The organism is Rudanella paleaurantiibacter (genome assembly GCF_009184635.1).
In the GTDB taxonomy this organism is placed as follows: Bacteria; Bacteroidota; Bacteroidia; order Cytophagales; family Spirosomataceae; genus Rudanella; species Rudanella paleaurantiibacter.
Window position 1 is genome coordinate 40531 of the sequence record NZ_WELI01000017.1, and the last position, 18683, is coordinate 59213.

General features: G+C 53.9%; 18 protein-coding genes, 1 tRNA gene and 1 pseudogene. 12 read left to right on the forward strand and 8 right to left on the reverse strand.

Annotation, left to right across the window (positions count from 1 at the left end):
* Nucleotides 1–40: 40 nt before the first annotated feature.
* The 7 genes and pseudogenes from F5984_RS24900 to F5984_RS24925 form a co-directional block, all read left to right on the forward strand.
* Nucleotides 41–1302: pseudogene (locus tag F5984_RS24900) on the forward strand (CotH kinase family protein); the annotation flags it as partial.
* Between the two features lie 69 nt (nucleotides 1303–1371).
* Nucleotides 1372–1659, forward strand: coding sequence for a T9SS type A sorting domain-containing protein (locus F5984_RS26835; protein ID WP_246169369.1), 288 nt, complete (start codon nucleotides 1372–1374; stop codon nucleotides 1657–1659).
* 85 nt (nucleotides 1660–1744) lie between these two features.
* Nucleotides 1745–2077 carry a tRNA-binding protein gene (locus F5984_RS24905; RefSeq protein WP_152126881.1) on the forward strand — a complete coding sequence of 111 codons (333 nt, stop codon included), beginning with the start codon at nucleotides 1745–1747 and terminating at the stop codon, nucleotides 2075–2077.
* Nucleotides 2078–2125: 48 nt separating this feature from the next.
* A complete protein-coding gene (locus tag F5984_RS24910; protein WP_152126883.1) occupies nucleotides 2126–4216 on the forward strand; it encodes a plastocyanin/azurin family copper-binding protein in 2091 nt (696 codons plus the stop codon).
* Nucleotides 4217–4436: 220 nt separating this feature from the next.
* Nucleotides 4437–5279: a PepSY-like domain-containing protein gene (locus tag F5984_RS24915; RefSeq protein ID WP_152126885.1), complete on the forward strand. Its 843-nt coding sequence runs from the start codon at nucleotides 4437–4439 to the stop codon at nucleotides 5277–5279.
* A 190-nt stretch (nucleotides 5280–5469) separates the two neighbouring features.
* Nucleotides 5470–6096, forward strand: a complete 627-nt coding sequence (gene udk, locus F5984_RS24920; protein ID WP_152126886.1) for a uridine kinase — start codon at nucleotides 5470–5472, stop codon at nucleotides 6094–6096.
* A gap of 3 nt (nucleotides 6097–6099) precedes the next feature.
* Complete coding sequence (locus F5984_RS24925) at nucleotides 6100–6630, forward strand: GNAT family N-acetyltransferase (RefSeq protein ID WP_152126888.1); 531 nt, start codon at nucleotides 6100–6102, stop codon at nucleotides 6628–6630.
* Here F5984_RS24925 and F5984_RS24930 read toward each other — a convergent pair.
* The 4 genes from F5984_RS24930 to F5984_RS24945 all read right to left on the reverse strand — a co-directional run bounded on the left by F5984_RS24930 (nucleotide 6613) and on the right by F5984_RS24945 (nucleotide 10126).
* Nucleotides 6613–7098, reverse strand: coding sequence for a GAF domain-containing protein (locus tag F5984_RS24930; protein WP_152126890.1), 486 nt, complete (start codon nucleotides 7096–7098; stop codon nucleotides 6613–6615). The two genes, F5984_RS24925 and F5984_RS24930, sit on opposite strands and share 18 nt — an antisense overlap.
* Nucleotides 7099–7269: 171 nt before the next feature.
* Entirely contained in the window at nucleotides 7270–7767 is a 498-nt protein-coding gene (locus F5984_RS24935; protein WP_152126891.1) for a hypothetical protein, read from the reverse strand.
* An 86-nt stretch (nucleotides 7768–7853) separates the two neighbouring features.
* Nucleotides 7854–8621 carry a (Fe-S)-binding protein gene (locus F5984_RS24940; protein WP_019988837.1) on the reverse strand — a complete coding sequence of 256 codons (768 nt, stop codon included), beginning with the start codon at nucleotides 8619–8621 and terminating at the stop codon, nucleotides 7854–7856.
* 134 nt (nucleotides 8622–8755) lie between these two features.
* A complete protein-coding gene (locus F5984_RS24945) occupies nucleotides 8756–10126 on the reverse strand; it encodes a 4Fe-4S dicluster domain-containing protein (RefSeq protein ID WP_152126893.1) in 1371 nt (456 codons plus the stop codon).
* A 133-nt stretch (nucleotides 10127–10259) separates the two neighbouring features.
* Between F5984_RS24945 and F5984_RS24950 the strand changes: the two genes are divergently transcribed.
* The 3 genes from F5984_RS24950 to F5984_RS24960 all read left to right on the forward strand — a co-directional run bounded on the left by F5984_RS24950 (nucleotide 10260) and on the right by F5984_RS24960 (nucleotide 12878).
* A tRNA-Phe gene (locus F5984_RS24950) sits at nucleotides 10260–10332 on the forward strand.
* A 283-nt stretch (nucleotides 10333–10615) separates the two neighbouring features.
* On the forward strand, nucleotides 10616–12025 hold the full coding sequence (locus F5984_RS24955) for a DEAD/DEAH box helicase (protein ID WP_152126895.1): 1410 nt from the start codon (nucleotides 10616–10618) through the stop codon (nucleotides 12023–12025).
* 70 nt (nucleotides 12026–12095) lie between these two features.
* A complete protein-coding gene (locus F5984_RS24960; RefSeq protein ID WP_152126897.1) occupies nucleotides 12096–12878 on the forward strand; it encodes a tetratricopeptide repeat protein in 783 nt (260 codons plus the stop codon).
* 106 nt (nucleotides 12879–12984) lie between these two features.
* Here the strand turns inward: F5984_RS24960 and F5984_RS24965 are convergent, their stop codons facing one another.
* The gene (locus F5984_RS24965; protein WP_152126899.1) at nucleotides 12985–13287 is read right to left on the reverse strand and encodes a DUF4286 family protein; all 303 of its coding nucleotides are present in this window, start codon (nucleotides 13285–13287) and stop codon (nucleotides 12985–12987) included.
* Nucleotides 13288–13374: 87 nt separating this feature from the next.
* On the opposite strand from F5984_RS24965, the gene F5984_RS24970 reads away from it, so the two are divergent.
* The gene (locus F5984_RS24970) at nucleotides 13375–13809 is read left to right on the forward strand and encodes a hypothetical protein (RefSeq protein WP_019988842.1); all 435 of its coding nucleotides are present in this window, start codon (nucleotides 13375–13377) and stop codon (nucleotides 13807–13809) included.
* Between the two features lie 134 nt (nucleotides 13810–13943).
* Complete coding sequence (locus F5984_RS24975; RefSeq protein ID WP_152126901.1) at nucleotides 13944–14687, forward strand: TIGR04283 family arsenosugar biosynthesis glycosyltransferase; 744 nt, start codon at nucleotides 13944–13946, stop codon at nucleotides 14685–14687.
* 62 nt (nucleotides 14688–14749) lie between these two features.
* Here the strand turns inward: F5984_RS24975 and F5984_RS24980 are convergent, their stop codons facing one another.
* The 3 genes from F5984_RS24980 to F5984_RS24990 all read right to left on the reverse strand — a co-directional run bounded on the left by F5984_RS24980 (nucleotide 14750) and on the right by F5984_RS24990 (nucleotide 18600).
* Nucleotides 14750–16117 carry a M20/M25/M40 family metallo-hydrolase gene (locus F5984_RS24980; protein WP_152126903.1) on the reverse strand — a complete coding sequence of 456 codons (1368 nt, stop codon included), beginning with the start codon at nucleotides 16115–16117 and terminating at the stop codon, nucleotides 14750–14752.
* Nucleotides 16118–16152: 35 nt separating this feature from the next.
* The gene (locus F5984_RS24985; protein WP_152126905.1) at nucleotides 16153–17025 is read right to left on the reverse strand and encodes a tetratricopeptide repeat protein; all 873 of its coding nucleotides are present in this window, start codon (nucleotides 17023–17025) and stop codon (nucleotides 16153–16155) included.
* Nucleotides 17026–17091: 66 nt separating this feature from the next.
* Complete coding sequence (locus F5984_RS24990) at nucleotides 17092–18600, reverse strand: sensor histidine kinase (RefSeq protein WP_152126907.1); 1509 nt, start codon at nucleotides 18598–18600, stop codon at nucleotides 17092–17094.
* Between the last annotated feature and the right edge of the window lie 83 nt (nucleotides 18601–18683).

Consider the following 18683-nt stretch of genomic DNA (forward strand, 5'->3'; position numbering starts at 1 on the left):
TAGACATAGCCGCAAATTCCTCTTTCTCGTGTTTTTGACTATGAATGTAAAACGCTACGTCTACACCAGCTTACTCTGCCTTTTGTGCACGACCGCCCGAGGGCAAACGTTTACCTCATCTGAGCTACCCATCTTACTGATCAACACAGGCGGGCAACCCATCATCAACGAGCCAAAGATACGGGCTACGCTCACATTGATTGATAATGGAACCGGGAAACGCAATTATATCACCGATAAACCAGCCCTCACAAGCCCGATTGGCATTGAGCTTCGGGGGTCGTCGTCACAAGATTTTTTTCCGAAAAAGCCTTACGGGTTCGAACTGCGCGACTCCGGCGGTAGCAACTCGGTTAAGCTGTCGCTGGTGGGTATGCCCGCCGAAAGCGACTGGATACTCAACGCGACGTACAATGACAAAACCCTGCTACGCGAAGCTTTAGCCTACGACCTCAACCGCCGAATCAGCCGCTACTATACGCCCCGTTTCCGGTTCTGCGAGGTCGTACTGAACAATGGTACGATGGTCTGTACCTATTGCAGGAAAAAATAAAACGGGACAAAAACCGGGTCGATATCACCAGTATCAAGAAAACCGACCTGTCGGGCGACGCGCTAACGGGCGGCTACCTACTCAAAATTGATAAGTTTGAGGGGTCAATGTCAGAATCGTGGATGTCGGCGCAAACCGGGCTCAATACCGAACAGGTCAATATCCTCATTGACCGGCCCAAACCAGAAGACCTGGCCCTCGAACAGTTTCAATACATCAAAAAATACGTTACCGACTTTGAGACCGCCCTGGCCAGCGACGCATTTACCGACTCAACAAATGGTTACGCCCGCTACCTCGACGTAGAGTCGGCAGTAGATTATCTGCTACTTACTGAGTTATGTCGCAATGTCGACGGCTATCGGCTCAGCACCTTTTTTTACAAAGACCGGGACAGCCGAAACGGCAAACTCACGATGGGCCCCATCTGGGACTATAACCTCGCCTTTGCCAATGCCTCGTACTGCAACGCCGACAAGCCCGAAGGTTGGGCGTATCGGTTCAACGAAGTCTGCCCCCACGACCCCTACCCGCAACCGTTTTGGTGGGAGCGACTGCTGCAAGACCCTGCTTTTGCTTCCCGGCTAAACAATCGGTACAAAACGCTACGGCAGGGCGTACTGGCTACTCCCCGGATTCACGCCTACCTCGACTCCCTGGGAAAAAGCATTACCGATGCGCGTACCCGCAACTTCACCCGTTGGCCAGTGATCGGAACGCAGCTTTGGCCTAACAACTTTGTCGGAAAAACCTACGAAGATGAAGTCAGCTATCTGAAAAACTGGGTTGCCAAACGACTTGCCTGGCTCGACGAGGCTATGCCACAATTGACAACCGAACCAACTTTTAGCCTCCAGGTAAGCCCGGTTCCGACAACCGAGACCGTCACGGTCCGCTACCAGCTCGACCAGCGTACGGATGTCCGGCTAATGGTAACTGATTTGCAGGGGCGAACGCTGTTTAAAACCGAAGTCATAAATCAAGCGCCGGGCCCGCACGCGTACACGTTACCTTCGGGTCAGCTACCAACCGGCCACGGCGTTTACCTACTTACCGTACAGGCAAGCGGCTATAAGCAAGCCACCCGGCGGATTATACGCTATTAGGTTTGCCAAACCGTCTGCTTTTAGAGATACCGTCGGGTAATGCCCAGGTACGACCCGACTCGTCACGTAACCATTTAATACCCTGATGACTATTTCTTGGGCTGACTTTGAAAAGGTTGAGATGCGCGTGGGCACCATTGTGGCTGCTGAACCCTTTCCGAAAGCCCGTAAACCAGCTTACCAGCTCACTATCGACTTCGGGACGTTGGGTACCCGCCGATCGTCGGCCCAGATTACGACCCTCTACGAACCCGAAACACTGGTTGGGCGGCAGGTTGTTGCCGTCGTGAATTTTCCTCCCAAGCAAATCGCTACCTTTATGAGCGAATGCCTGGTGTTGGGTTCGGTAGCCGAAAACGGTACCGTAACCCTGCTACAACCCGAGCGGCCCGTGGAAAACGGGTTACGTATCGGTTAATTCCGTTTGAATACAGATTGATGCCTAATGGTCGCAGACCACATACGAATGAAAAAATTCCTGCTACTCGGAATCACGCTTTCCTTCTTCCAATGGGTTGCCAGCCCGGTAGACACAGTTGGGCAGTCGCGCCCGATGACCGAAGACGACTATTACCGAATCATCACCTTACCCGTACCCGAGGGGGTGAGCCTGGAAGTAGGTGGTTTGGCTCCCCTGCCCGATGGCCGGTTGGCGGCCTGTACACGCCGGGGCGATGTGTGGCTCATTGGCAACCCATACATGCAGGGTAGCCGCGTGCCCACGTTCAAGCGGTTTGCGGCTGGTTTGCACGAGCCCCTCGGTCTGATGTGGCACCCCAAAGGCTATCTGCTCTGTACGCAGCGGGGCGAGGTAACCAAACTGATTGATACCGATGGCGACGAGGTAGCCGACGAATACAAGTCGTTTTACAAGTGGCCTCTATCAGGCAACTACCATGAGTACAGCTACGGGCCGCTTCTGCTACCCGACGGCGATATGGTGATTACCCTCAACCTCGACTGGATCGGCTACGGGGCCAGCTTGGCCAAATGGCGGGGCTGGATGCTTAAGCTCAACGAGAAAGGCGAAATGACCCCCTGGGCTACGGGCCTCCGCTCTCCGGCCGGGTTTACCGTACTGCGCGATGGCAGCATTTTCTACGGCGAAAACCAGGGCGACTGGGTAGGCTCCGGCCGGGTGACACACCTCGAAAAAGGCGACTTTGCCGGCAACCCGGCCGGGTTGCGCTGGTCAGGCGAACCCAATTCGCCCCTCAGCCTGAAACCCGAAGAGGTACCCAGCACGGGTAAGCCCATGCACGAGGTGGCCAAGACCGTCAAAAATCTGAAGGTGCCCGCCGTATGGTTTCCGCACACACTGATGGGTATTTCGACATCCGACATGCGCGAAGACACCACTGGGGGCGCTTTTGGGCCGTTTGCCGGGCAGGTGTTTGTGGGCGATCAAGGACACAGCAAGGTGATGCGCATGGCCCTCGAAAAAGTAAACGGCAAATGGCAGGGTGCGTGCTTCCCCTTCCGCGAGGGCTTGCAGTCGGGCATTCTGCGCATGGTATGGGGGCAAGATGGCTCCATGTTTGTTGGCATGACCAGCCGGGGCTGGGCCAGCACGGGCAAGTCGCCCTACGGGATTCAGCGGTTGGTATGGACCGGTAAGATCCCGTTCGAAATGAAGACAATCCACTCGCGGCCCGACGGCTTTGAGGTTACGTTTACTATGCCCGTTGACCGCAAAACCGGCGAAGACCCCAACTCGTACAGCCTCAACAGCTTTACTTACAAATACCACCGCACCTACGGCAGCCCCATCGAAGACGCCCGGCCCGTACCCATTCGGGGCGTTATTCTGTCGGCCGATGGGCTTTCGGCCCGGATTGTGGCCGATACCACGCTGCGCGAAGGCTATATTCACGAGCTGAAAGCCGAAGGTGTTCGGTCGGTAGCAGGTAGCTTACCTCTGCTTCACAATACCGGTTATTACACACTCAACAGCATTGCCCCCGGCGAACGTGTCGCGAACTTGCCTGCCCGGGCAGCCGCAACGGCATCGGCAAGTACGGGCATGAGTGGTCACAACCACGGTGCTATGCTCGAAGCCTCGGCTAGCAAAGCCCCAGCCGTAAGTAGCAAAGGCAAGCCCGCCAGCGCCAAAACATCCGGAGCTAAGGCCGACGTAAAAGCTACCAAGCGCATCACCGAGCAACCCGCCGACTGGACCAACGGCCCCGACCAAACCATCACAATCAGCACCAAACCCGGCCTTAAGTTCGATACGGAGCAGGTGCAGGTAAAAGCCGGTAGCCGGATTAAATGGGTATTCAACAACAACGACGACATGCTCCATAACTGCGTAATCACCAAACCAGGAACCGCCAACGCGGTTGGTAACGCAGCTATGCGCCTGAACCTGAACGGCGCAAAAATGAATTATGTACCCGCTTCAGCCGATGTCCTGTTCCATACGAACATCTTACAACCCGAAACGGCCGAGAGCATCTATTTCGTAGCGCCCAGCGAACCCGGCGATTACACGTTTGTGTGTACATTCCCCGGCCACCACACCCTCATGCAGGGCACGCTAAAAGTGGTTAAGTAAATTTATCTGGTACGCCTGACTTTCACGAACCCGCCGGAATAGGGCGGGTTCGTGGCATTTTGGGGTTGTTGATAGGGCTAACCTAAGCACGCCGAATTTTCTCAAAAAAAATTTGCCGGTCTGCAACGCTACGTACTTCTCCTGGGTAATGGTTGTTTAGAAGCCGCAACCGTCAGGCGCCGACGCGCGGTCCCAACAATAAAACCAACCAGTTATCTTCATGAAAAAGATTTTGTTCCTCTGCCTGTTGGCAACGTCATTGATCGGTCTGTATGGTTGTGATTCCAATAGCTCGGCGGTAGAGCCCGAAGATGAATTGTTGAGCCAGGCTCGTATTGGCGCGCAGGCTGCCGGCCAAACGGGCGAAGGTCGCCTGACTAAAGTAGAAATCAGCGCGCTGCCCGCTGCCATCACCAGCTATATTGCTAAAAACTACAGTGGATACACGGCCGAAAAAGCCGGAAAAGACAGCGACGGCAACTTTACGGTGGTAATCAAGCAAGGCAATACCATGAAAGCGCTTCAGTTTGGCGCCGATGGGGCCTTCAAGCAGGAATTGGCATTTGGTGGTAAAGGCAAAGGTCATAACCATCCCGGTGGACCCGGTGAGCGCGGCCCCAACAGCTTCACTTCGATTGACGTGGCTACTTTGCCCGCAGCTATCACCAGCTACGTAACCACCAAGTACGCCAGCTCAACGATCAGCGGTGCCGCTCAGAATGCCGAGAAACTGTACGTGGTGTTCGTAAAAACCACCACCGACCGGGTAGTGCTTGAGTTCAACGCCGATGGCAGCTTCAAGCAGGAAGTAGTACGGCCCGGCCGTGGTAAGGGTAGCTTCACCGATGTAGCCATTGCCGATCTGCCGCAAACGATCTCGGCGTACATCAAGTCGACGTATGCAGGTAGCACCATCAAGAAAGCCGCCAAGAGCAACGTCGACGGGGGCTTTGTGGTCTGGATCACCAAAGCCGACGGCACCAATGTAGGCCTGTCGTTCGGAGCTGATGGGGCCTTCAAACAGGAAATCAAGTGCACGCGCAACCAGAAGCCAACCAACTAAGAACGTTTTGGGGATGAGCCAAACCCGGACATCCGGGTACGGTAAGCCCCTGGTCAATTGTTAGCTCAATAGTGTTTGTTTAAAGTAGTACAGAGCGGACCGGCCCTTATGCGCCGGTCCGCTTTTTTGTGGCTACAGGCTTTCGGGTGAGGGCCCTCCAAACGTCGGGCTGTCTCCTTATCTTTGCCCCATGAATACCAAACCGTTTATCGTCGGCATTACCGGCGGCAGTGCGTCGGGCAAAACATCGTTCCTTCACGAACTGATGAGCGCCTTTTCCGAAGATCAGATCTGCCTTATTTCGCAGGATAATTATTACCGCAGCCTTGATGCCGTACCAATTGACGATCAGGGAGTTCATAACTTTGACCTTCCCGAAACCATTGACCACCTACGGTATGCTGAGCATATTCAGGAGCTACGTTCGGGCGGTATTGTGGAGCAGTTGGAGTACACCTTCAACAACCCGACGGTAGTACCCAAAATTCTGACGTTCAAGCCCGCGCCCATCATCGTGGTCGAAGGCATTTTTGTCTTTTACTTCCGGGAGATCGCCGACCTGCTCGACCTCAAAATCTTCATCGACGCCAAGAATAGCATCAAACTGGAGCGCCGGGTCAAACGCGACGCCGAAGAGCGCGGTTACGACCTCGACGATGTGATGTACCGTTGGAAATACCACGTGAAGCCCACGTACAAGCAGTTTATAAAACCCTACCGGGCTGAGGCCGACATTGTAATTCCGAACAATGTGCATTACCGTAAAGGGCTCGACGTGGTGATTTCGTATCTGAAAACTAAAGTCTCGACGGTATAGCCAATGGCCTCTGTTCAGATTATGGCGGCCACCGAAGCCGATGTGCCCCGGCTCAACACGCTCATCAATAGTGCGTACCGGGGCGAGTCGTCGCGCCGGGGTTGGACAACCGAAGCCGATTTGCTCGAGGGGATGCGCACCAGCGAGACCGATCTGCGGCAACTACTGGACCAGCCCAACACCACACTACTCTGCTACCGCGAGGCCGACGAGCTGCTTGGGTGCGTGTATCTGGAGACTAAAGGCGATACGCTGTATCTGGGTATGCTGACGGTATCACCCGAGCGGCAGGCTGGCGGTATTGGCAAGCAACTTCTGCAAGCCGCCGAGGAGCACGCTCAGGCCCTGAATTGCCACGAAATAACGATGACCGTTTTGACCGCTCGTCACGAATTGGTCGCCTTTTACGAACGGCGGGGCTATCGGGCTACTGGCGAGCGGATTCCGTTTCCGTCCGATAACCCGAGCGTTGGCCAGCCCAAACAGCCGCTTGAACTGATGGTGATGGCTAAGTCGCTACAGCAAGGGAGTTAACAGTCGTCCTACGGCTTCAAGACCGTCGACATCGGCCTGACTGAAATCGTCGAGCTGATCACTGTCTACATCGAGTACCATAGCTACTGCGCCCTGCGGGTCGAAAATAGGCACTACCACTTCTGATTTTGACGCAGAACTACAGGCTATATGCCCTGGAAACTGCTCAACGTCGGGCACCAGAATAGTCTCTTGTCGAGTATAAGCCGCTCCGCACACGCCCTTATCAAACCGAATGCGGGTACAGGCAATAGGTCCCTGAAAGGGGCCCAGCACCAGTTGGCCTTCTTTTTTGAGATAGAATCCAACCCAAAAGAACCCAAACGCCTGCTTTAACGCAGCCGCCACATTAGCCAGATTGGCGGTCAGGTCGGTTTCGCCTTCGAGTAGTGCGGCAATCTGAGGCACCAGGCTCCGGTAAATAGCGGCCCGGTCGGCGGTTTGGGGGAGAATCAGTGTTTCTGCCATAATTTGAATGGAACGCGGATGACACAAATTGAACTGATCTACACAGATTTTCTTCGTTAATCCGTGCAAATCGTTTCAATCCGTGTCATCCGCGTGCTTTGTTAACGTGAGTTATGAAAAATGGCTGACACCCGTGATCCACGACTCACTTTATGTTAAAAATGCAGTTGATTAAGCAATAACTCGCCCAAAATACCGGTTTAGCCAGGTTTGGCTCGCGGGTTTGAGCCAGTTTGCGGCCAAATCGGCTTTGGTACTAACTAACGTATTAAATACCGTGGTTTCGGGGGTGAGCCGACCGTCGAGCACGGCTTCTTTGATCTTGGGCAGCGGTAGATTCTCTACCACACCACCGGGGGCCTCGTAAGCTGCCGACCGATCGAAAAAGTCGACACTCAGTTGTTGACCAATCTGCTTCAGGTAATGCGTTGAGGCATCAATCGAGCAACCGCTGGGGAGGCTGTAACCTTCGTCGACGGCAATCACGACAAACCGATTGGCCAGCACCTGTGCCGATGCCCGCAACGGTTGTCCATGAGCCGCCCATCCGTTCAGGGCCGGTTCGAGCGAGGCCCGAATCTGCGCTACCTCCGCGTCGGTCAGCGAACGATTTGCCTGATACACCCACACACGGGCATCGTCGGGAAGTGAATCGAAGTTTGTGTACATAACAGTAGCAGTAAGCAGTGGCAGTAGGCAGGGCTTACGTAAAAGACCTGATATATTAGGCTACTGCCACTGCTTACTGCTACCTATTACAACCCCTGCCCTTGGGCAATCAGTTCCGAAATATCGTACACTTTGACCCGCTCCTCCTGATTCTGGTTTTTCACTCCGTCCGACATCATGGTCATACAGAATGGGCAGGCTACGGCAATGGTATCAGCACCGGTACCCAAAGCTTCCTGTACGCGCTCTACGTTGACATCTTTATTGCCCGGCTCCGGCTCCTTGAAATACTGAGCCCCGCCCGCTCCACAGCAAAGGCCATTGGCTTTGGAGCGCTTCATTTCTACGAGGTCGGCATCCAGAGCCGCCAGTACTTCTCGGGGGGCCTCATACACTTTGTTGGCACGGCCAAGGTAGCATGAGTCATGGAACGTAATCCGACGCCCTTTGAACGACTCTCCACCGGCTACTTTTACCCGCCCCTCGTTGATAAGCTGCTGCAAATACGTCGAGTGGTGAATCACTTCGTACTGCCCGCCTAATTCGGGGTATTCGTTTTTGATGGTGTTGAAACAGTGCGGACAGGCCGTCACGATTTTCTTCACGTTGTAGCCATTGAGCACCTGAATATTCGAAACGGCCTGCATCTGAAACAGAAACTCGTTACCGGCCCGGCGCGCCGGGTCGCCGGTGCAGGCCTCTTCGGGCCCGAGCACGGCAAACTTGATACCCACGTGGTTCAGAATCCGAACAAAGGCAATAGTTACCCGCTTGTACCGGTCATCGAACGAGCCGGCACAACCGACCCAGAATAAAATTTCAGGTTCTTCGCCAGCGGCCATCATCTCGGCCATGGTCGGAACGGCGTATTGCATAGTATCTTGAGTCATGGTCTGTAGTTCTAGGTTTTTAGTTTATCGTTTTTAGTTTGGGAAAAACTGACCACAAGGGACTTACCACACAGAAACTAAAAACGATAAACCACAAACTATTTTTGGTTAACCTGATCGGCCCAGTTAAATCGGTCACTTGGTGAGAATTTCCAGGGGGCCATATTGTTTTCGATATTACTGAACATGGCATTCCACGAACCGGGTGCCTGCGACTCTTCCATCACCTTATACCGGCGCAGTTGCAGGATAATATCGAGCGGGTTGATATTGATCGGGCAGGCATTCACACAGGCCTGACAGGTAGTACAGGCGTTGATTTCTTCAACGGTGATGTAATCGCCCAGCAACGACTTGTCGTCTTTAAACTCGGGGCCATTTTGCACCCATCCGCGCTGAATATCTTCGAGCCGGTCGCGGGTGTCCATCATGATTTTCCGGGGCGACAGTTTCTTGCCCGTAATGTTGGCCGGACAAGCCGCCGTACACCGTCCGCATTCGGTGCAGCTGTAGGCGTTCATGAGGTTAATCCAGCGGAGGTCTTCCACATCTTTAGCCCCAAACCGCCCGATGGTAGGCGGCTGTTCGCCGTTTTCGTTGCCGCCGGACGGGTCGGCCTGCTCAGGCGAGATTCCCAGCATCAGTTGCACCTCTTTGGTCACCTCAGGCATATTGGTCATTTCCCCTTTGGGCTTCAGATCAGAGAAATACACGTTGGGGAAACCCAAAGCAATGTGCAGGTGCTTCGAGTACGTCACGTACACGGCAAAGCCCATGATTCCCAGAATATGCAGCCACCAGGCGGCCCGTTCGTAGGCCACAAGCGCTCCGTCACCAAAGCCTGTAAAGAGCGGTTTCAGGTACTGACTGATCAAGAAATCAGGAACAACGCCCTGCAACTCACCATAATGCCCAATACCCCGGTCGCGCAGCACGCTGTCCGATGCGTTCCAGGTCAGGAACAGCAGCATCAGCACGATCTCGGCCACCAGAATATAGGTCGCATCTTTAACCGGCCACTCTTTCAGTTCCCGATGGCGTTCGGGTTGCAAACGTTGTACTTTAGATACCCACCGACGCGTCAGGAATACCACGCACACAGCCAGTACCCCGAAGGCCAGCACCTCAAATACATTGATCAAAAACGGATAAATGGGCGTAATAAACGGTGCGAAGACCCGGTGCGCTCCGATAAGCCCATCAACGATGATCTCCAGAATCTCGATGTTGATGATGATGAAGCCCGCGTAGATGACGAAGTGCATGATACCCACCAGCGGGTTGTCGAACATTTTTTTCTGCCCGAATGCCACCTCTAACATGATTTTGAGCCGCTCACCAGCATTCGCCGAACGGTCTTCGGGTCGGCCCAGCTTAATAGCCCGCGCTATCAGTTTGACCCGTTTTGTGATAAACCAGGCCGTTATGCCCAGGGCTACCACAAAGAATACTTGCTCTAAATATGCCATACGAAAAGTTGATCGCTACTGACTTCCAACCGATTGGCTCGTCAGTTTGTCTGATGGTGAAAAATATTTTCTAAAAATGTTGCTTTGTGGGCAATCTGCCCATAGTTTTGCACCCACGTTTAACAGACGCCGAGGTGATGTAGCTCAGTTGGTAGAGCAAAGGACTGAAAATCCTTGTGTCGGCGGTTCGATTCCGTCCATCACCACCTCGCTTAGAAAGCCTTCTCGTTCGAGAAGGCTTTTTTCGTGTCTGTATGTCAGATAGTATGCGTGCATAACATTTTTTTGAATGGGCAAATATAAGCCATTTGACCCTTCTAGCAACACCTACAGGCCATAATTGTTGTACTATCAATAGATATTTAAGTACAATACCCGCCTGAGTCGAGCAGTGGTTTGCTCCGTTTCTACCTACCCAATAACCAACTGACTATCAGTTCGTAGACAAGGCCGACGGCTGGAGTCCGGCTTAATGATTACCTTTGTTTTATGGAAATTACTTCGTTTGACGATTTCGCTCTGAATCGCCAGCTACTCAACGCCATTGCCGATGCCGGCTACACCACCCCCACCCCGATTCAGCAGAAAACCATTCCGCTCATTCTGGGTAATCATGATGTACTGGGCATTGCACAGACCGGCACCGGCAAAACGGCGGCCTACGTGCTGCCGTTGCTGATGAAGGTGAAATACGCACAGGGCAAAAATCCGCGGGCGCTGATTCTGGCCCCTACGCGTGAGCTGGTCATGCAAATCGACGAAGCCATTGCCCAACTGGCCAAGTACACCGACCTGCGGCACGTAGCCCTGTACGGTGGCCTGGGCCCCAAAACTCAGATTGCCGCCCTCGACGCGGGCATCGACATTATTGTGGCAACACCGGGCCGTTTCATGGACCTCTACCTCACTGAGTCGATTGTGACGAAGGAGCTTAAGACCATGATTCTCGACGAGGCCGACAAGATGATGGATATGGGTTTCATGCCCCAGATCCGGAAAATTCTGGAGGTTATTCCCCGCAAGCGGCAAAACCTGCTGTTTTCGGCTACTTTCCCCGAAAAAGTCGAACGCCTATCGGCCGAATTTCTGGAAGCCCCGGTGCGGGTTGAGGTGACTCCACAGGCTACCGCAGCCGAAATGGTAACGCAAACACTTTACGAAGTACCCAATTTCCGCACCAAAATCAGCCTGCTCGAAGAACTGGTAGAGCGCGAGGGTTTCGAGCGGGGCATTGTGTTTACCCGCTCCAAAACGACCGCCGAAAACGTGTATAAGTTTTTGCAGCGTAAAGTTGTCGAAGAAGGGCAGGTACGGGTTATTCACGCCAATAAGGGCCAGAATACCCGAATCAATTCGATGGAAGCGTTTAAAGAAGGCTCGGTCAAGATTTTGGTGGCAACCGACGTAGCAGCTCGCGGCATCGACGTGGCCGAGGTATCGCACGTAATCAATTTCGATGTGCCCCTTATTTACGAAGATTATGTGCACCGGATTGGGCGCACCGGTCGGGCCAACCGGTCGGGGCAAGCCATTACGTTTATGACCCCACCGGAAGCGTATCATATCCAGAAGATCGAAAAAATTATTCGGATGCCCATCCCGCGCGAGACCCTGCCGACCAACGTCGAGGTAACCGAAACGCCGTTTGATGAGCAGCAGGCCATGCTCCGCGAAATCGACGAGCAGCGAAAAAAAGAAGACCCTACCTTCAAAGGCGCTTTTCACGAGAAAAAGTCGCTCGGAACGGCCAAAGCCCGGGCCGTTAAAAGCGGGGCACAATCGGCCCGAGCCGCCAAATTAGGCGTAAAACCAGGTGGCGGAAAGCCCAAAACGGGTGGACCAAAGCGGTCGGGCTCTTCAGCACGACCCGGCGGACCCAAACGAAAAGGACGGAGATAATCTGCCGGGAAAACACTATATTTCCCTTCCTTTTCGTTCTACGAAAGCATGTCTGTTATAGAGTATGACAATGAGCATTCGGATTCCCCATAATTCGTTCCTGCTGATCGTTGCGTTCCTGCCGCTCTGGACGATGGCCCAACCGGGTCAGTTCATCAGTTCGGCCCGGAGTGTAAGCTCAACGAGCCGGGATAAAGCGGCATTGCCTGGCGATGCGAGCGGAGTTGGGACCGAGTCGGCTCAGGCGGCTCGGGTGATGCCGTTATTTGGTGAACGGGCTAAATCGGGCGAGCAGATTGAGTTTGAAATTAATTTTCTGAACGACTGCGACCAGAATTTTAGCAACCGGGGCGAAGCCAGTCAGTTTTTTGCCGCCCGCGGCTGGGACTACCTCGGCGAAAGTCAGCTCGATACCGCAGCCTACCGGTTCAATCTGGCCTGGCTGCTCAACGAGAAAAATGTGGATGCGTACTGGGGGCTGGGGGTTGTTTGCTACCAACAAAACAAACTCGATCAGGCCATTCGAATGCTCGGCAAAGGCTTAGCCATTGCCGATACCAACGCCGTACTGATGACCGACCTGGCCACGGTCGAGCTGATGCAGTTTCAGCAAAAGAAAGACCCGACGCACCTCGCCGATGCCGAAACTCATTTGGCCAAAGCCCTCACGATCTTACCCGACAACGCTACGGCACACATAAAAATGGCCTTGTTGCAGTACACCAAGGCCGATTACGGCCGGGCGTGGGAACATATTCATCAGGCCCGGCAAATTGATTTTTCGAGCATCGACCTCACCCTCCTGAACGAGTTGATTGCCAAACAGCCCGATCCAAAAGGCGTATTTAAGTGATGTAAAAATCCCCAATGAATAATCGGCTTATCTACTGATTATCAGCTTTGCCGGCATACATTTCACACGGTTCAGTATTCGTTTAGTTCTGCTCCCCAACTCAGCCCTATACATCTTCGAGCAGCGTCCGGAAGGTAGCGTATTTGTTCGCAAATAGCTCATCGGCTTTCCGCTGGTGAGCATCAGCAAACGTGTGATGATACGCCAGAAAAGTCTCCATTGCCGTAAAATACACCTGCACTGAATACGTGGCCGCCCCATTGTCGAGCTCGGTCAAGAGCTTCAGAATCCTCACATTATCGGTCAGGGTAGTAGCCTCAATCATAGGCAGGTACTCGGCCTTAGCCCAACGGAGCCAGTCGCGTTCGATGGTAGGGTCGAGGCTGTAGGTAATATTGAAAAGAATCATGCGGGATGCGACTAAGTTGCGGACAAGTTGCCGTTTTGGTTGTTTATTTGCCGGGGAGATTCTCCCTTGTTGTAATCTGAAAAACGTATGTACTCTGGATTAGTTCATGCCCACTCGGGCCTACGCTGGGTCGCCCTGATCCTGCTGGTGGCTGCTGTAGCCACCGCTTTTGGCCGCTGGCAAAGCCGCAACGCCTTCACCGAATCGAACCGGAAACTGTACCTGTTCACCTTGATTGCCGTTCATACGCAGCTGCTGATCGGCCTGGTTCTGTATTTTATCAGCCCCAAAGTTGACTTCGGCATGATGAGCGACAAGCTCTACCGCTTCTACACCGTAGAGCACCTGGTAGGTATGCTCATTGCTATTGCGCTGGTTACGGTGGGCTACTCTCGCTCAAAGCGCCTGACCGATGCGGCCGATAAACACAAAGCGGTGGCCATTTTTATGGGTATTGGTCTGCTGATTATTCTGGCCTCTATTCCCTGGCCGTTCCGAATTCCGGGCGCAGGCTGGTTTTAAGCAATGAACAACCAACAGTGAACAACGAACAGTGAGCAACGAGCAATGAACAATTGACAGGGAGACATTTGACTCCTATTCGTTGTTGGTTGCTCACTGTTGGTTGTTCGTTGTTCACTGTTGGTTGTAAACGTATGGTTTCGATTATTATCCCTACCCTCAACGAAGAGCAGGCCTTGCCCCGCACACTGCGAATGCTACGGGGATTATGGCCGGCACCGGTGGAAATAATTGTGGCCGACGGGGGCAGCACCGACCAAACGGTGGCCATCGTGCAAAGCTGGCAAACCGAATTACCTCTTCTCCGACTGATTGAGTGCGCGCAACAAGGCCGCGCTTACCAGATGAATCAGGGAGCCCAGGCCGCACAGGGCTCCATCCTGTGTTTTCTGCACGCCGATACCCTTCTACCCGACGATGCGCTCGCTGTGATAGAGCGCACCTTACACAACTCAAGCGTGGCAGCCGGTGGGTTTATCTCGCTTATGCGGGGCGATACGCAAACCCGCTGGCTCACGTCCTTTCATAACTACATCAAGAGTTACTACGCTCCACTGCTATTCCGTCCATACCTTTTCGTTGCCAAAGGGGCCCGGTTGCTGTTCGGCGATCAGGTGATTTTTTGTCGGCGCGAGCAGTTTATGCGCTGTGGTGGCTACCGCGACGACCTGCCTATTATGGAAGAAGCCGACTTACTGCTTAGACTGGTGCAGTTTGGGCGCATCCGGCAGGTAAACCGGGTGGTCGAGTCGTCGGACAGGCGGGTAGCTAAGTGGGGATTCTGGCGGGCCAACGCTATTTTTCTGACGATTGGCTTTTTGTGGGGCGTTGGCTTTTCGCCTGAACGGCTCAAACGACTTTACGAGGATATTAGATAAGGGAAAAAAAGAAAAAAGGAGAAGGGAAGAACTCCTTTCTCCTTTTCCCTGCCCCTTTCCTTCTATCTCAAATTTGGTACGGGCAACACAGGCAGGCTTTCGTTACCGTCTTCGCTAACGGCCTGCACTGCGAAGTAGTAATTATCTTTTGAGTAAGGCAGCGTCATGCCGAGTTTGTTGGTGAAGAATTTCTTCTGCCAGAACGGCCAATGGGTTTCGCGCATGAGCACATAGTAGCCGCGCACCTTACCGGTAGCCGGGGCTTTCCAGTACAGGGCCGTTGAGTTGGTCAGGTTTCGTACTTCGATGGTCACGTTTTGCGGCACGGCAGGCGCTTTGGCTAAATTGGCCAACGTAGCTAAGTTCACAGCCGTGTTTTTGCGGAGGTACTCAAAGTCCATGAACTTGGCGTAGTCGCCAAACTCTGTTTTGTTTTCGGTACGAAGGTCCTGATGCTGATGATCGTAGTTTTCGTTCATTTCGGTCAGGCGCACGGCCGCAAAGCCACGTTGCACAAACGGCGTATGGTCACCCCCACGCAGGTAGCGGTCATTACGGTAAATCATGACTACTTCCAGATTCTCGACATACCGCTCCCCCACCTCTTTCAGGTAGCGGGCCAACGTGCGGGCTTTCCCGTCGTTCTCGTTACCAAAGTTCCGAATCTGAGCAATGCGGCCGGTGGTGTCGCGCAGCATGTTGGCGGGTAAGCCCTCGCTGAACACGCGCAGCCGGGTGTTATCGATGATGTTGGTCTCGTTGGAGTGGTTGCTGCCCATGATGTCGTTGTTGAGCACCGCTTCGAGGTTCCACTTTTCTTTCACAGCCCGGTTAGAAAGGTGTTCGGCCCCCAAAAGCCCCTGTTCTTCGCCCGTCAGGGTGGCAAAGACTATAGTGGCCGGGAAGTTCGACTTGCTCAGCACCCGGCAGAGTTCGATTACGGCCGCCGTACCCGAGCCATCGTCGTTCGCACCGGGCGCGGTGGCGTCGCGGTTCATCACGTTGGTCACACGGCTATCCATATGTCCCTGCACCAGAAACACCCGCGTATCGGTGGGGTCAGTGCCTTTCAGAATGGCCATAACGTTGGCCATTTCTACCGGCTTATCAATCCGGCGGCCGTCGGGCTGAAGCGTCCAGGTATCGAGGGAGGCCGTCATGCGCCCACCCGATTGCTGAGCGTACTGCCGAAACTTACCCAGAATCCACTGCCGGGCCGCGCCAATACCCCGCTTGGGGTCGGTGGTGGAGCTGAGTGTGTGGCGAGTCCCGAAACTTACCAGCCCATCAATATGGGCCCGCAGGCTGTCGGCCGACACCTCGCTCAACAGTTGAACGATCTGCGGGTCGCGGTTAACGATTTCCTGAGCCGAGGCCGGGACTGCGAGGGCCCCCAAACCAAGCGTAAGCGATAGAAGTGTTTTTTTCATAGGTCAGACGATGAACGGCGAAAATACCAAAAAGACTAATGACTTATCATTGACCGCTTCAGAATACTTCCGATGAAGCTGCCCACAAACGTAAGCCCTACCGAACCGAACAAGTTAAAGGCTTCCAGTTCTTTCTGACCACTTTGCGCGGGCTGATCCGTAAACCCATAATAACCGATCAACAGAGCGCTAGCCTGCAACAGCGCCAGCAACCACCCCCGGCGGGGTTCGGCGAAACCAATGGCGGCTGCCGAGATCGAAGCCATCAGATACGGCCAGTGAATCACGGGCGATTGCTTCACCACATACAGTAAGACTACGCTGTGCAAAAGGACAAAGAGGGCGTTAATGGCCAGCCGCCGATCCAGAAAAGCCGACGGCTGCGGCTCCTGACCCGGCACATTCCCCACTGATTGGGCATGTTCGAGGGTTGTAGCCCGTTCCGCGTCGAGTTGGGCCTCTTCCGCCTGCCCCAGCTGCTGCCGGGCCAAACCACGCCAGTAATAAGCCATGGGGTCTTGCCCCTTGGCATAAAAAACTGCCTGATCAAACGCCGAAAAGGCCGCATCGAATGCACGGCGGTCGTACAAAATCCGGCCAGTCTCCAGGTGAATATCAGCCACCGAGTTATCGTAACTGGCCCCGGTCTGCAAATCGGCAAGGGCCGCATCGCTATCGCCCAACTCGCGCAGGCAACGTGCCCGGTACAGGTAGGCAACACTCAGCCGAGGTTGCTCCTCAATCCGTTGGCTGAAATACTGCATCGCCCGGTCCAACTGATTCGTATTATACAGGTCGATACCCGGCTGAAGCAAACTGCGCTCTTTGTCCGCCGAAGTCCTCAGGTCAGCGTAATAACGCAGATAAATGATGTAGCTGATGATCGCAAACGTAATCAGAAGTTCCATGGGTGCAAGTTAACCCCTGGCAAGGCTACGCGTATAGCCCCAGCCTAAACAAAACCGCACCCGGAACTACAGGGGCAGAATAATCTGGAAGGTAGAGCCCTCCCCTGGTATGCTATAAGCCACTATCAGGCCCTGATGATTTTCAACGACACGCTTACAAATAGCCAGACCTACGCCCGTACCCGTGTACTGATTACGCCCGTGCAGCCGCTGAAACATTTGAAAAATACGTTCGGCATACCGCTCCTCGAAGCCAATCCCATTGTCGGCCACACTGATTTCGGCGTAGTTTTTCTGGGGAGGCAAGCCCTCGGGGACATCGGCACCCGACAAGGTACGGCAGCGAACCCGGATGATGGGCAACCGATCGGGGTGTCGATAGGTTACGGCGTTAATCAGGAGGTTCTGAAACAATTGCCGCAGCTGACTGGCATCGCCAGGTACGGTGGGCAACTCTTCGCAATCAGTAGTGGCCTGCCCTTCCTGCAGAAGCGGACTCAGGTCGTCGATAATCTCGTCGATCAACCGACCGAGCGATACCGGCTTCGAGGGTTCCAAATGGGTGGTCAGGCGCGAGTAAGCCAGCAAATCCCGGATCAGGGTAGTCATTCGGCCCGAAGCCGCCTGCATCCGCCGAACCAGGTCCATTCCGTTTTCGCCCAGCTGATCGGCAAACTGAGCCGACAGCAGGTTACCAAACGAATGAATCTTGCGCAGAGGCTCCTGCAAATCGTGCGACGCGATATAGGCAAACTGTTGCAGGTTTTCGTTCGATTGCTGAAGCGCCCGGTTCATATTCATCAATACAGCCTGCTGATGGCGCTCTTCGGTCACATCGGCCGCGTTCAGGATTAACCCCTGATCAAACTTTTTCACCGCCAGACTCAGCCAGCGGTCCGAATCGGGGTATCGGTACTGAAACCGTTGCGTTTGTCCGGTTTGGCAGGTCTGCTGGCAATATTCGAGCAGTTTTACGGACTCTTTCTGGGGGAGCAACTGGGTTGCCAGGGCGCCCTCCCGCAGTTCGGTCCCGAAGAGCCAGGCATCCTGCGCGGCCGGGTTAAACAGCACCAGTTGCAGATCGGTCAGCAAACCTGGCGACCCGTAAATAGGCTTACAAATAACTACCGGATTAGTCGTACTTGCCAGCACATTCTCAAACAGGCTTGCCTGCTGCTGATGGTCGAAAATGGCTTGTTTGAGGGCGGTCACGTTGGCAAACGTGATAATCAGGCGCGAGTCGGTCAGGCGGGCGATGTGAGTATTGAACCACTCGTTGGTCTGCTCACCGTAATGTTCTCCCCGGTAGGGCTCCCCCGAGTCCAATACGGCCTTGGCGATCGTTTGCAAAGGGCTAAAATCGGCGGGGGTCAGCAGCTCGCTCAGCATCATCCCCACCTGAGCATTTTTCAGGAGTAAAGCCTGATCACGGGCGGTCTGATTGACAAAAAGGCACCGAAAATCGATCACCACCTGCCCGGCATCGTACACCGATTCGACCACGATGATACCATTTAGTGTGGCATTCAGGGCGTTTTCAAGTAGATTGGACCCTAAATCAGAGGCAAAAATCATGTGTATTAGGAGCTAACAGACATAAAAGTACGTCCGCAAACACCCAAAAACTATACCTAAGTAGTAGATTTAACAGCCTTTTA

Coding starts and splice junctions, on each gene's coding strand:
- F5984_RS26835 (WP_246169369.1), top strand. CDS start 1,372: ATGCCACAATTGACAACCGAACCAACTTTTAGCCTCCAGGTAAGCCCG.
- F5984_RS24905 (WP_152126881.1), top strand. CDS start 1,745: ATGACTATTTCTTGGGCTGACTTTGAAAAGGTTGAGATGCGCGTGGGC.
- F5984_RS24910 (WP_152126883.1), top strand. CDS start 2,126: ATGAAAAAATTCCTGCTACTCGGAATCACGCTTTCCTTCTTCCAATGG.
- F5984_RS24915 (WP_152126885.1), top strand. CDS start 4,437: ATGAAAAAGATTTTGTTCCTCTGCCTGTTGGCAACGTCATTGATCGGT.
- udk (WP_152126886.1), top strand. CDS start 5,470: ATGAATACCAAACCGTTTATCGTCGGCATTACCGGCGGCAGTGCGTCG.
- F5984_RS24925 (WP_152126888.1), top strand. CDS start 6,100: ATGGCCTCTGTTCAGATTATGGCGGCCACCGAAGCCGATGTGCCCCGG.
- F5984_RS24930 (WP_152126890.1), bottom strand. CDS start 7,098: ATGGCAGAAACACTGATTCTCCCCCAAACCGCCGACCGGGCCGCTATT.
- F5984_RS24935 (WP_152126891.1), bottom strand. CDS start 7,767: ATGTACACAAACTTCGATTCACTTCCCGACGATGCCCGTGTGTGGGTG.
- F5984_RS24940 (WP_019988837.1), bottom strand. CDS start 8,621: ATGGCCGAGATGATGGCCGCTGGCGAAGAACCTGAAATTTTATTCTGG.
- F5984_RS24945 (WP_152126893.1), bottom strand. CDS start 10,126: ATGGCATATTTAGAGCAAGTATTCTTTGTGGTAGCCCTGGGCATAACG.
- F5984_RS24955 (WP_152126895.1), top strand. CDS start 10,616: ATGGAAATTACTTCGTTTGACGATTTCGCTCTGAATCGCCAGCTACTC.
- F5984_RS24960 (WP_152126897.1), top strand. CDS start 12,096: ATGAGCATTCGGATTCCCCATAATTCGTTCCTGCTGATCGTTGCGTTC.
- F5984_RS24965 (WP_152126899.1), bottom strand. CDS start 13,287: ATGATTCTTTTCAATATTACCTACAGCCTCGACCCTACCATCGAACGC.
- F5984_RS24970 (WP_019988842.1), top strand. CDS start 13,375: ATGTACTCTGGATTAGTTCATGCCCACTCGGGCCTACGCTGGGTCGCC.
- F5984_RS24975 (WP_152126901.1), top strand. CDS start 13,944: ATGGTTTCGATTATTATCCCTACCCTCAACGAAGAGCAGGCCTTGCCC.
- F5984_RS24980 (WP_152126903.1), bottom strand. CDS start 16,117: ATGAAAAAAACACTTCTATCGCTTACGCTTGGTTTGGGGGCCCTCGCA.
- F5984_RS24985 (WP_152126905.1), bottom strand. CDS start 17,025: ATGGAACTTCTGATTACGTTTGCGATCATCAGCTACATCATTTATCTG.
- F5984_RS24990 (WP_152126907.1), bottom strand. CDS start 18,600: ATGATTTTTGCCTCTGATTTAGGGTCCAATCTACTTGAAAACGCCCTG.